Source organism: Kitasatospora sp. GAS204B (assembly GCF_029892155.1).
GTDB lineage: Bacteria > Actinomycetota > Actinomycetes > Streptomycetales > Streptomycetaceae > Kitasatospora.
Genome location: NZ_JARZAG010000007.1, coordinates 268,250 through 280,055 on the forward strand (window position 1 = coordinate 268,250; position 11,806 = coordinate 280,055).

Annotated in this window: 12 protein-coding genes; 3 read left to right on the plus strand and 9 right to left on the minus strand. The window is 73.5% G+C overall.

Going from position 1 to position 11,806, the window contains the following annotated elements:
• Window positions 1–99: 99 nt before the first annotated feature.
• On the minus strand, window positions 100–1,944 hold the full coding sequence (locus P3T41_RS12570) for a diguanylate cyclase (protein WP_280689802.1): 1,845 nt from the start codon (window positions 1,942–1,944) through the stop codon (window positions 100–102).
• Between the two features lie 410 nt (window positions 1,945–2,354).
• On the opposite strand from P3T41_RS12570, the gene P3T41_RS12575 reads away from it, so the two are divergent.
• Window positions 2,355–2,891, plus strand: coding sequence for a flavin reductase family protein (locus P3T41_RS12575; RefSeq protein WP_280689890.1), 537 nt, complete (start codon window positions 2,355–2,357; stop codon window positions 2,889–2,891).
• An 87-nt stretch (window positions 2,892–2,978) separates the two neighbouring features.
• Here the strand turns inward: P3T41_RS12575 and arfB are convergent, their stop codons facing one another.
• Window positions 2,979–3,410 (minus strand): alternative ribosome rescue aminoacyl-tRNA hydrolase ArfB, encoded by a 432-nt coding sequence (gene arfB / locus P3T41_RS12580; RefSeq protein ID WP_280689803.1) that lies wholly within the window; start codon window positions 3,408–3,410, stop codon window positions 2,979–2,981.
• 77 nt (window positions 3,411–3,487) lie between these two features.
• Here arfB and P3T41_RS12585 point away from each other — a divergent pair, with 77 nt between their 5' ends.
• A complete protein-coding gene (locus P3T41_RS12585; RefSeq protein WP_280689804.1) occupies window positions 3,488–3,973 on the plus strand; it encodes a hypothetical protein in 486 nt (161 codons plus the stop codon).
• A 32-nt stretch (window positions 3,974–4,005) separates the two neighbouring features.
• Here the strand turns inward: P3T41_RS12585 and P3T41_RS12590 are convergent, their stop codons facing one another.
• The 7 genes from P3T41_RS12590 to P3T41_RS12620 form a co-directional block, all read right to left on the minus strand.
• The gene (locus tag P3T41_RS12590) at window positions 4,006–5,097 is read right to left on the minus strand and encodes a hypothetical protein (RefSeq protein WP_280689805.1); all 1,092 of its coding nucleotides are present in this window, start codon (window positions 5,095–5,097) and stop codon (window positions 4,006–4,008) included.
• A 105-nt stretch (window positions 5,098–5,202) separates the two neighbouring features.
• The gene (locus P3T41_RS12595) at window positions 5,203–5,697 is read right to left on the minus strand and encodes a DUF3180 domain-containing protein (protein ID WP_280689806.1); all 495 of its coding nucleotides are present in this window, start codon (window positions 5,695–5,697) and stop codon (window positions 5,203–5,205) included.
• Window positions 5,698–5,820: 123 nt separating this feature from the next.
• Window positions 5,821–6,420: a 2-amino-4-hydroxy-6-hydroxymethyldihydropteridine diphosphokinase gene (gene folK / locus P3T41_RS12600; protein WP_280689807.1), complete on the minus strand. Its 600-nt coding sequence runs from the start codon at window positions 6,418–6,420 to the stop codon at window positions 5,821–5,823.
• Window positions 6,421–6,487: 67 nt separating this feature from the next.
• Window positions 6,488–6,847, minus strand: a complete 360-nt coding sequence (gene folB / locus P3T41_RS12605) for a dihydroneopterin aldolase (RefSeq protein ID WP_280689891.1) — start codon at window positions 6,845–6,847, stop codon at window positions 6,488–6,490.
• 106 nt (window positions 6,848–6,953) lie between these two features.
• Window positions 6,954–7,442 carry a nuclear transport factor 2 family protein gene (locus P3T41_RS12610; RefSeq protein ID WP_280689893.1) on the minus strand — a complete coding sequence of 163 codons (489 nt, stop codon included), beginning with the start codon at window positions 7,440–7,442 and terminating at the stop codon, window positions 6,954–6,956.
• Window positions 7,443–7,494: 52 nt separating this feature from the next.
• A complete protein-coding gene (gene folP / locus P3T41_RS12615) occupies window positions 7,495–8,349 on the minus strand; it encodes a dihydropteroate synthase (protein WP_280689808.1) in 855 nt (284 codons plus the stop codon).
• A 49-nt stretch (window positions 8,350–8,398) separates the two neighbouring features.
• Window positions 8,399–10,102 carry a phosphatidylglycerol lysyltransferase domain-containing protein gene (locus P3T41_RS12620; protein ID WP_280689894.1) on the minus strand — a complete coding sequence of 568 codons (1,704 nt, stop codon included), beginning with the start codon at window positions 10,100–10,102 and terminating at the stop codon, window positions 8,399–8,401.
• Between the two features lie 495 nt (window positions 10,103–10,597).
• Here P3T41_RS12620 and P3T41_RS12625 point away from each other — a divergent pair, with 495 nt between their 5' ends.
• Window positions 10,598–11,782: an alpha/beta hydrolase-fold protein gene (locus tag P3T41_RS12625; RefSeq protein ID WP_280689810.1), complete on the plus strand. Its 1,185-nt coding sequence runs from the start codon at window positions 10,598–10,600 to the stop codon at window positions 11,780–11,782.
• The last annotated feature ends 24 nt before the right edge of the window (window positions 11,783–11,806 follow it).

Here is an 11,806-nt window from a genome sequence, read left to right on the forward strand (position 1 = left end):
ACTCCCCAAAGGCGGTCTACGGCCGAGGCCGGCTGGACCCGTTGTCCACGGCACCCTACCCGTCGCGGCTGAGGAGGCGAAAAGGCGCCCGGACGGCGCCTAGACCGCCCGGCGGTGCGAGCGCTCGCCCCGGGCCCCGCGGACCGCCCCGCCGCGGGCCCGCTTCTCGTCGTACATCCGCTTGTCGGCGGCGTGCAGCACCTCTTCGATGCTCATCCCGCAGCCCGCCCAGCCGATCCCCATGCTCACCCCGACCCGGACCACCCGGCCCGCTATCCGCATCGGCGGCACCACCGCGTTGCGCAGCCGCAGCGCCAGGTCGGCAGCCTCCTCGCTGCCGATCCCGTCGGCCAGCACGACGAACTCGTCGCCGCCGAGCCGGGCCACCGTGTCCCCCTCGCGGACCGCCTGCTGCAGCCGCCTGGCCACCTCCACCAGCACCGCGTCGCCCGCGTTGTGGCCGAACCGGTCGTTGACCGACTTGAAACCGTCCAGATCGCAGAAGAGCACCGCCAGCCCCTTCTCCGGGGGCCCTGCCGGTGGGCGGGAGCGGCGCTGCCAGGCCTCCGGCGGGCTCGGCGCCTCGGTGGGGACCACCGCGTGCACATGCTCGGCCGGCACGCCACCGTAACCGCCGCGCCCCACCCGGTCGGAGTAGCCGTGCACCAGGGTGCCGCCGCGCGTCGCGGCGCTCCAGCCGCCCTCCAGCGGCCCGCCGGCCGGCTCCAGCGCCTCGTGCCCCGAGCGGGGGCTGTGCGGCCCGTAGGAGCCCAGCGGGCCGTGCCCGGTCGCCGCCCCCTCCAGCGCGCACGGCACCGGGTCCACCGCCCCGTGCTCGGCCGCGCCGCCGGGCCCCTGCGGCAGCGAGCAGAGCCGGCGGGCCAGCCGGGAGCGCAGCTCGGCGCCGTTCGGCAGGCCGGTGAGCGCGTCGTGGCTGGCCCGGTGGGCCAATTGGAGCTCGTGCCGCTTGCGCTCCTCGATGTCCTCCACATGAGTGAGCAGGAAGGTCGGCCCTTCGGCCGAATCCGCCACGATCGAGTTGCGCAGGCAGACCCAGCGGTAGTCGCCGTCGCGCCGGGCCAGCCGCAGTTCGGCCCGGCCGCACTCGGCACTGGTGCGTTCCAGCAGGCCGCGGTCGTCGGGGTGCACCAGGTCCAGGAAGCTCTGCCGGCGCAGCGTGGCGCGCGGGCGCCCGAGCAGGCGGCAGAGCGCGTCGTTGACCCGGGTCAGCTGGCCGCGCGAGCTGCCGTGCAGCTCGGTGATGGCCATCCCGCTCGGGGCGTACTCGAAGGCGTGCCGGAAGCTCTCCTCGCTGGCCCGCAGCGCCTGCTGCTCCTTCTCCAGGCGGGCCAGCGCGCGCTGCATCTCCGCGCGCAACCGGGCGTTTCCGATCGCGATGGAGGCTTGCAGGGAGAACATCTCCAGCGCCTCGCGGGTCCAGGCGCCGGGGCGCTTGCCGCTGCGCGGGCGGTCCACGCTGAGCACGCCGAGCAGCTCGCCGCCGGCGCTGTACATCGGCGCGAGCAGGCCGTCCTCGGGGTGCCAGTCGTTGGCGTACATCGGCAGCGGGCCGTCCCCGGTCCACCGCGGGATGTCGGTGCCCACCGCCCAGCCCCGGTCGTGCGGCAGGAAGCGCAGCGTCCCCCAGTGGTCGCTGACCGCCAGCAGCCGGTCCCAGGACTCCCGGGTGCCGACCTGGCCGAGCAGCACCGACGGACCGCCGTAGTCGCGTTCCTGGTACTCCCAGACGGCCGCCACCACCAGGTCGCCGTCCGGGCGGACCAGGGAGAGCGCCGCGGCGTCGAAGCCGAGCCCGTGCACCGAACCCTCGACCACGGCCTGCAGAGTGCCCGGCAGGCTGCGGGCAGCATTGAGGTCCGCCACGACCCGGTGCAAGGTGCGGAGGGTCGCGAGGCGGACGTACGGCTCCGACTCGGCTTCCATGCGGGGGCTCCCCGGCTTCTTCGGATAGGTCTTGATGGTTATCGTCCGATTGCCAGAAGAACTGAATCACAGCGAGCACAGCGATCGGCACGCTCGGTCAGCAATAGGTCGCCACTTGTGACTCAAATCACACAACGCATAGACAGGCAAACCCGGTTCATCCCGGTCATGCCCGGACACGATGCAGCGATGGACACCTTCGAGTTCGGTCGGACGGGCCGCGAGCTGTAGCCCGCGCCCGCCAGCGGGCCGCACCGCTTCACCGCCCGGAGTGAGGCGAGCCCCCGTCCAGGGTGAACCGCAGGCGGCCGGACGGCCGACCGGCGAGCCGCCGGGCCCGGGGCGATGGACCTAGGCCCACCGCCTGATGCAGCCGCACCCGTACGGCGACTACCGTGCGGTACGTGTCCATGTCGCCGCAGCCCGCCGCTGCCTCCCTCGCCACGCCGGACGAGTTCCGCGCCGCCCTGTCCCAGCTCGCCGCCGGGGTGGCGCTGGTGACGGTCCATGACACGGGCGAAGACGCCGACGAGCCGGGCGAGGACGCCGGGATGACCGCGACCTCGTTCCTGTCGGTCTCGCTGGAGCCGCCGCTGGTGCTGATCTCGGTGCGCGAGGACTCCCGGATGGACGAGCTGCTCTCCCGGAACGACCGCTGGGCGGTCTCGCTGCTGGGCGAGCAGCACCGGACGCTGGCCTCGCGGTTCGCGATGAAGGGCCGGCTCAGCGACCGGCTGCTGTTCGCCGACACCCCGCACGAGCGGGGCCCGGCCAGCGGAGCGCCGCTGGTGACCGGGGCGCTGGCGACCGTGGAGTGCCGCACCGAGCAGCGGATACCGGCCGGCGACCACCTGCTGCTCATCGGGCGGGTGCTGGAGGCGCGGGTCCCCGCGCCGGACGGCCGCCCGCTGATCTACTTCCGGACCGGCTACCGCCAGCTGGCCTGACCGGCGCCGGCCGACCGAACGGCCGGCCCGTAACAGGCGGCCCGTAACAGGCGGCGCGTAGCAGGCGGCGCGTAGCAGGAGGCCCGCTCAGTCGGCCCGCAGCGGGCCACGGCCGCGCTTGACCTCGGAGCGGCGCTTCTTGTTCTCCAACCGCCGCTCGACCATGCCCCGGCTGGGCTTGGTGGCCCGGCGGGTCCGGGGCGGCGGCGCGGTCGCCTCACCGAGCAGCGAGGCCAGCCGGGCGGCCGCGACCTCGCGGTTGCGCCACTGGGAGCGGTGCTCGCTGGCCCGCACCACCAGCACCCGACCGTCCACCAGGCGGGCGGCCAGGCGCTCCAGGGCGCGCTGCTTCCACACCTCGGGCAGCGCGGCCGAGGCGGCCAGGTCGTAGCGCAGCTCGACCTGGGTGTCGGAGGTGTTGACGTGCTGGCCACCGGGGCCGCTGGAGCGGGAGAACCGCCACTGGAGCTCGGCCTCCGGAACCACCACCGAGCCCCGCACGCGTATGGGCTCGGGCATGGGTCCATCATCCCCGGCCCGGCCCCGTGCCGTCACCCGGTTATCGCCCATGGCCGCGGGCCGGAACAATGGCCCACGTGATCGAGATCGGCTACTCCCTGTCCGTACGCTTCCCCGACCCGCCGCAGACCGACTACCGCACCGCCGCGGTGCGGGCGCTGCGCCATGACCTGTTCTGCGGTGACGTCTACCTGGCGCAGGACGAGCTGGAGTTGTCCACAGCCTGGGGATGGGTGCCGGTGCTGGACTTCGCCTGGGCGCTGTGCGACATCGCCGAGCGGCTGGACGAGGACCCGCGCGGCAGCCGGGCCGCCGCGCTCCAGCGGGCCGACCTGGACTTCACCCAGAACACCGAACTCCTGCGGTTCGCCCGCCGGTTCGGGCTGGTCGAGGTCTCGGCCACCTGGCTGGACGAGGAGCCCCTGGTGGTCCGGCACGCGGAGCTGCGCCGCGAGGCCCGGGACTTCCTGCAGGACGTGCTGGCCGATCTCACCGACCTGCACCCGGGACTGGCCGACAACCCGAACATCTGGACGGTGCAGGCCCGCTTCCCCCGGATCTGACCACCCGGGGAAAAGACGAACGTGAGCTTGGCTCAGCTACTCCGGGAGGCGCGCAGCTCGCCCAGGTCGAGCAGCTCGGTGTCGTCCTCCGGCGTCAGGTCGACCACCTCGGGCCGCTCCTGCTCGGCCGCGACCTCGTCGCCCAGCACATCCGCCAGATCCGCCAGCTCCCGCTGACCTGCGGTCACCGGCGCCGCAGCCGGTGCGGGCCGCTCGACCAGCCCGGGGCGCTCGGCCTGCGTCGCCGGCTCGGTCAGCTCGGTGACCGAGCCGACCGCGGGCGCCGGCGCCGCGGCACGGACCGCGGCGGCGCGGTCGAAGAAGCTGAACCCGGGGCCCCGGCCCGTCGCCTGCTGCGGGCGCGGGCGCTGCCGCTCGACCGGGACCATGGCGGCGGCCGCGACGGCCGCCTCGGCCGGGCCCGCCAGCACCGGGCGCACCGGCGAGGCGGCCACGGCGGGCCGCTCCGCACGCGGCGCGGCCGGCTCCAGCCGGCCGATCCGCTCGACCGGCACCGCCGGGGCGTGGGCGGTGCGGACCTCGGGCAGTGCCAGGGCACTCCCCCGCCGCCGCGCCGCCCGCTCCGCCTCGGCCGCCCGCTGCTCCAGGGCCCGCAGCGCGTTCGCCGCCTTGAGGTAGGCCAGCGGCGTCACCGGGTGCACGGGCCGGGCCGCCTCGATCGCCCGCTGGGCCGCCTCGGCCTCCCTGAGCGCCTGTTCGGCGGCCAGCACGGCCCGCTCGCGCAGCAGCCGGGCGATCTCGGTCTCCGCCTTCGCCAGCCGCGACTTCTCCGCCGTCAGCCGCCGGCCGAGCCGGGTGGCCCGCTCCTCGGCGACCTCGGCGGCGTACTCGGCCTCCGCCAGCTGCTCCTCGAACCGCTCCTCGTCGCGGATCCGGCGCACGGCCGCGGCGTCCGCCGCCGTGCGGGCGGCGGCGTCACGCTGCCGCAGCACCAGCGCCAGTCCGAGCACCGCGAAGACCGCCGCGACGCCCACCGAGCTGACCACCACGTGGTCCTCGCTGACCAGCAGGGCGGCGAGCGCGGCCACCGTGAGGCCGGCGGCCGCGGTGGGCGGCACGGCGCGGCTGAGCAGAGAGGAGTGTCGGTGGCGTCCGCGAGGCATGAGCAAGAAACTAGCGTGCGAATACCGGCATTGTCAGCCTGAGACCCGATCTCGACCTTGACAGACCGAGGTCGTTACAGAGCGCCAACCGAAACCGACGGATCGTCAGCGGGGCGAGGGGGCCGCGCCCTTGCCGTTCCCGCTGCCGCCGTCCTCGGGCAGCTTGCAGATGTGCTGCAGCCACAGCGCCGCCGCGACCACCCCGGCCCCGGCGAGCACCGCCAGACCCGCGGTGAGCGCCGCGCTCTTGTGGGCGTCGAAGTCCGGCAGCGTGAGCAACTCGATGCCCAGGCCCGCATACACGCCGCTGACCAGGGCCGCGACCAGCGCACTGGCCTGCCCGAGCACCAGCGCCCGGGCGGCCCCCAGCGGGTCCACCCGCTTGGCGCCCGGCTGCCGGTCCCGGATCGCCTTCAGCCGCGACCGCAGCGAGATCGCCGTCGCCAGCAGGATCACCGCGATCACCGCGAGCACCACCGGAGCGGCCGCCGGCACCCCGGGCAGCGTGTCCAGCGAGTTCCACAGCTTGGCACCGGCCCAGGAGAGCGCCGTCGCGACCACGAAGATGCCGAGCAGGAGACGGAGGCGGAGCGGCTTCACTGGAAAGAGGGTCCTTCCCGACGGTGGGTGGTGCGGGCAGCGCCAACCCACCGTACCCGCACCCTGGCGGCCGATCACCGGCGTGTCCGGATCGCCGCCCTTCGACTCAGGGCGCGGTCACGCTCACTCCGGCAGCCGGAGCTGGATGTCCGTGCGCCGCCGCACGCCCTGGGCGCCCTCGCCGCCGAGCCCGGCCAGCAGCTCGGCCACCTTGCCGTGCCCCGGAAGCTCGCCCGCCGGGTCGACGTCGGTCCACGGCGCGAGCACGAAGGCGCGCTCGTGCGCCCGCGGGTGCGGCAGCAGCAGGACCGGGTCGGTGCTCAGCACCTTCTCGTAGCTGAGGATGTCGACGTCCAGGGTGCGGGCGCCCCAACGCACGGCGCGCTCGCGTCCGAAGGCGTCCTCGATCGCGTTCGCCCGCTCCAGCAGCGAGTACGGCGGCAGCGTGGTGCGCAGCAGCACCACCGCGTTGTAGTAGTTGGGCTGCTCGTCCGGGCCGCCCAGGGCCGCGGTCTCGAAGACCGCGGAGACGCCGGTGATCTTCAGTCCGGGGGTGTCCGCCAGCGCGTCCACGGCGCCCTGCAGGGTCTCCAGCCGGTTGCCGAGGTTGCTGCCGAGCGCCACCACCGCGGTGCGCGGGTTCTGCAGGGTGGCGTCGACGCTGTCCACCCGGTGCTCCAGGTCGAACGTGGTCGGCGAGGCGGTCGGGTCGCTGGTGCTCATCGGAAGTCCTCTTCGGCTGGTGGCACGGCTGCGGCCGCGGCTGAGACTGCGGGAATCACCGGGACCGTCATGCGCGGCCCCGGTGGATGGTGATGGTCACATCGTCGAACGGCACCGTGATCGGAGCGTCCGGCTTGTGCACGGTCACCTCGACCTCCTCGACCGCGTCGTGCTTGAGGCACTGGTCGGCGATTCGCTGGGCCAAGGTCTCGATCAGGTCCACCGGCTCACCGGCGATGATCGCGGTGACCTCCTCCGCGACGATCCCGTAGTGGGCCGTGCGGGCGAGGTCGTCGCCGGAGGCGGCCGGGCGGGTGTCGAGGAAGAGCACGAGGTCGACCACGAAGGTCTGCCCCTCGATCCGCTCGCGCTCGAAGACACCGTGGTGGCCGCGGGCGCGCAGGCCCCGCAGGGTGACGCGGTCCAGCACCTGAATCACTGCTCCTGATCTTGGAACGGCAGGCACCATCGCCCGCCGTCCGTCGAATCTACCCTCCGGCGAATCTACCCCCGGCCCCCGACAGCGCCGACGGTCAGGCCCCGTCCTCGTCGTCCTCGTCATCTCCGCTGGTCAGCACGGGTGAGCCGTGATGTGACCAGAGTCGCCAACCCGAGGCGGTCCGCCGGAACAGGTTGGTCGAGACCACCTTGCCGCCGACCAGCGGGCCCAGTTCCCCCTCCTCCTCGGCCTCGCCGCCGGAGAGGATGTTCTCGGTGCAGGTGACAAGGGCCACATCGCCCTGCACCTCGACCTCGACATCGGTCAGGAAGAACTGGATGTACTCGGTGTTCATCATGATCAGCAGATAGGAGCGGGTCACCTGGGCCCGCCCGCGCAGCACCGGCCACCCGGGGTGCACGCACACCACGCCGGTCTTGTCGTCGGCGTCCGCCGCGGAGAGCCAGACGTCCTCGATGGCCTCCAGGTCGCCGTTCTCCAGGGCCTCGTAGAGCCGCTGGTTGGCGGCCAGCACCGCCTCGCGGTCGGCGGCCGCCGAGGCCGCCGCGCCGTTGCCCAGCATGCCGTTGCCCGCCGTGCTGTCACCAGTCACGCCACCACCCACTTCCGTCAGCTCAACTCGCCCCCGCCGCACGCCAGGCGGCCACCACACGGACCGCGTCCGCCGTACCCGCCACGTCGTGCACCCGGACGGCCCAGGCACCGGCCCGGGCCGAGAGCACCGAGATCGCCGCGGTGGCATCGTCGCGCTGCCGGGCCGGGCGCAGCTCCCCGGTTTTCGGGTCGGCCAGCAGCGTACCCAGGAAGCGCTTGCGCGATGCGGCCACCAGGACCGGGCGGCCCAAGGCGGTCAGCGCGTCCAAACCCCCGAGCAATGCCCAGTTGTGCGCGCTGGTCTTGGCGAAGCCGAGGCCCGGATCCAGGATCAGCTGCTCCTCCTTGACGCCCGCCGCCAGCAGCGCCTCGATCCGCACGGTCAGCTCGGCCAGCACGTCGGCCACCACATCCCCGTAGACCGCGAGGCTGTCCATGTCGTCGGACTGACCGCGCCAGTGCATCACCACGAACGGGGCACCATGATCGGCCACCACCTGGGCCATCACGGGGTCCGCGAGACCACCGGAGACGTCGTTGACCAGCGCGGCACCGGCCGCCAGCGCCTGCTCGGCGACCGCGGCGCGCATGGTGTCGATCGAGACCACCACGCCGGCCGCGGCCAGCTCCCGGACCACCGGGAGCACCCGGCGCAGCTCCTCCTGCTCGGTGACCCGCTTGGCGCCGGGGCGGGTCGACTCACCGCCGACGTCCACCAGGTCCGCGCCCCGCGCCACCAGGTCCAGACCGTGCGCCACCGCGGCGCCCGGATCCAGCCAGAGCCCGCCGTCCGAGAACGAGTCGGGCGTGACATTGACGACGCCCATCACGGCGCAGCGGTCAAGGGCGGGCAGGCCGGGCAGCGGGTTGTTCATGGGGCCATTATCGAACGCCCCGCCGCCCGGTCCTGGTGACCACCAGGGCCTACGCCGCCGGGGCGATCGATCCCGGCTCACCCGCCGGGACCGGCAGCAGCCCCTGCCGCTGGCGCTTGCGCCCGAACTTCGGCATGCCCAGCGTGATGAACGCCTCGGCCTGCATCGCGGCGAAGCCGATCCGCGGCAGGTCGCGGGTGCTCGGGTAGACCAGGAACCGCGGCTCCCACTCCGGCTGGAACTTGGCGTTGAACTTGTACAGCGACTCGATCTGGAACCAGCGCGACAGGAAGACCAGCAGCCCGCGCCAGGCCCGCAGCACCGGTCCGGCCCCGATCCGCTCACCGCGGGCCAGCGCCGAGCGGAACATCGCGAAGTTCAGCGAGACCCGGCGCACGCCCATGGCGGGCACCGCCTGCAGCGCGGCCACGATCAGCAGCTCGTTCAGGCCGGGATCGGCCGCCCGGTCGCGGCGCATCAGCTCCAGCGAGATGCCGTCCGGGCCCCAGGGCACGAAGTGCAGCACGGCCTTGAGGTCGTCACCGTTCGGTTCGCCCTCCTCCGGCGCCTTGTGCGCGGTGACCACCACGCAGTCGTCGTCGTTGGGGTCGCCGAAGCGGCCCAGCGCCATCGAGAAGCCGCGCTCGGTGTCGGTGCCGCGCCAGCGGGCGGCGGCGTCCGCGATCCGGATCTTCTCGGCCTGGCTCAGCTCGCCGACCCGGCGGACCTGGCAGGAGTAGCCGTTGCGCTCGATCCGCTTGACCATCTGGCGCACGTTGCGCATCGCCCGGCCGGCCAGCGAGAAGGTGCTGGCGTCGACGATCGCCTCGTCGCCCAGCTCCAGCGCGTCCAACCCGGCCTCCCGGGTCCAGACCTCGCCGCCGACCTCGCTGCAGCCCATCACGGCCGGCACCCAGGCGTGCTCGCGGGCCTGCGCCATGAAGACCTTGATCGCACCCGGCCAGGCCTCCACGTCGCCCACCGGGTCACCCGAGGCGAGCATCACCCCGGAGACCACCCGGTAGGAGATCGCCGCCTTGCCGGTCGGCGAGAAGAGCACGCTCTTGTCCCGGCGCAGCGCGAAGTAGCCCAGCGAGTCGCGCTCGCCGTGCCGCTCCAGCAGCGCCCGGACCTTGACCTCCTCCTCGGAGGTCAGCTCCGGCTCCGGCTTCTCGGGGCGCAGCAGCAGGTAGGCGGTGGAGAAGGCGGTCAGCAGGCCGAGCCCGGCCAGCGAGTAGCCCACCACGTCGCCGATCCGGTCCGGGTGGTACCTGATCGGGCCGTCCAGGCCGAAGAGCCCCCAGACGGTCTCGTGCGCCCGGTCGAAGAGGCTGGGCGAGCCCATCTCCCGCCTCGGGTGGGCACTGACGATCAGGAACCCGAGGCCCAGGCTGACCGCGCCCATCACGACCAGGTTGAGCAGCGCCCGCCAGCGGGTGCGCGGGTCGGCCTTGGCGTAGAACTCGCCGTGGTGCACCAGCAGCACCGCGAGGACCACCAGCGAGACCACCGCGGGGCCCATCTGGTGCCAGCGCAGGATGTGCAGCGCGGCACCGACCGGCAGCAGCACGCAGACCATCCGCCAGGCCCGGCGCTTGCGGCGGCGCAGCGCGTGCGCCAGCAGCACCAGCAGGATGCCGATCAGCAGGGTGCCCGCGGTGGCCAGCGTGGTGGTGGTGCCGGGCAGCTGTCCGGCCCAGGTGTGCACCCGGGTCCGGCGCAGCCTGGGGAAGACCGCGCTGGCGATGTCCATCAGGCCGATCAGCAGAGAGGCGTACCCCACCACGCCCGGGAGCCACGCCCGGGGGACGGCGGCGGCCTGACTGCGCAGCGTCTGCAGCCCTCGTCGACGGGGCTGCTCCGGGGTCTGAGGGGTCGGCTCAGTGGACACGGGAACGCTCATGGGGACTCAGCGTAGAGGTAACGCGCGGGTGCCCGGTCACCCCGGAGGATGAGCCGTGATGGGCCTTCATACGTATGTCCTTACCTTGACCATGTGACCGTCAAGAGCGAGTAATGGCTGGTCCACCTGCGTCGGACCTCCGCCGGGCGGCCGATCCGCGCCCCCCGCACGAGTGGCGACGCCGAAGTCTAGAGCCTTGGTTCCTGTGGGTGAAGCCGACCGGCAGCCACCGGCGCGCCCGTGCCGCTCACCGTTCACGCCGCGTTGCCCAACTCGCCAAGACATTTGAAGCTGAGACATGACGCCCCGACAGATCGTCCGGCCCCGTGCGGGGGAGGCTCTGGGATGGAACTGACCAGCAGCGTGCTGGTGTACGCCGTTGCGGCGCTGGCCGCGTTGACCCTGCTGGCCACGCTCTGGCTCTGGCCGCGGCTGGCCCGCCAGCGGCCGCTGTCGCTGCTCGGCCGGCTCGGCCTGCTGGCGCTCACTCAGTTGACGGTCCTGGCGGTCTGCGGACTGACCGTCAACAACGCCTACGGCTTCTACACGTCCTGGCGGGACCTGCTCGCCCCCGACACCAGCACGCTCGCACTCGGGCCGGCGCAGAGCGGCGGCAAGGGCGGGCCGCCGACCGGGGACGCCCTGGTCCAGCCGAGCGACGACGGCGGCCTGTCGGGCGTCGCCGACGACCTGCCGCAGGGCAAGCCGGAAGAAGTGGGCCGGGTGGACTCCATCCGGGTGAGCGGGAAGGCCACCGGGCTCTCCGACCAGATGTTCATCTATCTGCCACCCGAGTACTTCAATCCGAAGTACTCCCGGGAGCGCTTCCCGGTGCTGCTCACCCTGGCCGGCTTCCCGGGCGGGCCGGTGAGCCTGCTGAACGAGCTGCACACCCCGCAGACGGTCTGGGACCTGCAACGCACCGGCAAGATGGCGCCGACCGTAGTGGTGATGGCCCGGCCCACCGTGGCCGCGCCGCGCGACACCGAGTGCGTGGACGTGCCCGGCGGGCCGCAGAGCGAGACCTGGTTCGCCAAGGACCTGCCCGCCGCGCTGCGCTCCGCCTACCGGGTGAGCCGCTCACCCGGCTCCTGGGGCGTGTTCGGCTACTCCACCGGCGGCAGCTGCGCGCTGCGCCTGGCGATGCGCGACCCCGGCAGCTACGCCTCGGCGGCCGCGCTGCACGCGGACTACCAGGTGGCCGCGGACTGGGGCACCGGCGACCTGTTCAGCGGCAACCAGCAGCTGGCCCAGGGCTACGACCTGAACTGGCGGCTGCACAACGCGCCGGTGCCGCACGCGGCGCTGCTGGTGGTCAGCACCAGGACCGAGGACGACTACGCGGCCACCCGGCAGTTCCTGGCCACCGCCGCGCCGGTCAGCACCGCCCACCCGGAGTTCACCGTCGACTCGCTCTTCCTGCCCGACGGCGGGCACACCTTCGACACCTGGCGCCGGGAGCTGCCCGCCGCGCTGGAGTGGAGCGGCAACCACCTGGCGGCGGCGCCGGACCGGGAACCGATCGGCTGACGGCCGCGACACCCGCTGGCGGGT

What these genes read in the sequence shown, in the direction of transcription:
- P3T41_RS12570 (WP_280689802.1), bottom strand. Translation starts at nt 1,944, where the DNA reads ATGGAAGCCGAGTCGGAGCCGTACGTCCGCCTCGCGACCCTCCGCACC.
- P3T41_RS12575 (WP_280689890.1), top strand. Translation starts at nt 2,355, where the DNA reads ATGTCGCCGCAGCCCGCCGCTGCCTCCCTCGCCACGCCGGACGAGTTC.
- arfB (WP_280689803.1), bottom strand. Translation starts at nt 3,410, where the DNA reads ATGCCCGAGCCCATACGCGTGCGGGGCTCGGTGGTGGTTCCGGAGGCC.
- P3T41_RS12590 (WP_280689805.1), bottom strand. Translation starts at nt 5,097, where the DNA reads ATGCCTCGCGGACGCCACCGACACTCCTCTCTGCTCAGCCGCGCCGTG.
- folK (WP_280689807.1), bottom strand. Translation starts at nt 6,420, where the DNA reads ATGAGCACCAGCGACCCGACCGCCTCGCCGACCACGTTCGACCTGGAG.
- P3T41_RS12610 (WP_280689893.1), bottom strand. Translation starts at nt 7,442, where the DNA reads ATGCTGGGCAACGGCGCGGCGGCCTCGGCGGCCGCCGACCGCGAGGCG.
- folP (WP_280689808.1), bottom strand. Translation starts at nt 8,349, where the DNA reads ATGAACAACCCGCTGCCCGGCCTGCCCGCCCTTGACCGCTGCGCCGTG.
- P3T41_RS12620 (WP_280689894.1), bottom strand. Translation starts at nt 10,102, where the DNA reads ATGGACATCGCCAGCGCGGTCTTCCCCAGGCTGCGCCGGACCCGGGTG.
- P3T41_RS12625 (WP_280689810.1), top strand. Translation starts at nt 10,598, where the DNA reads ATGGAACTGACCAGCAGCGTGCTGGTGTACGCCGTTGCGGCGCTGGCC.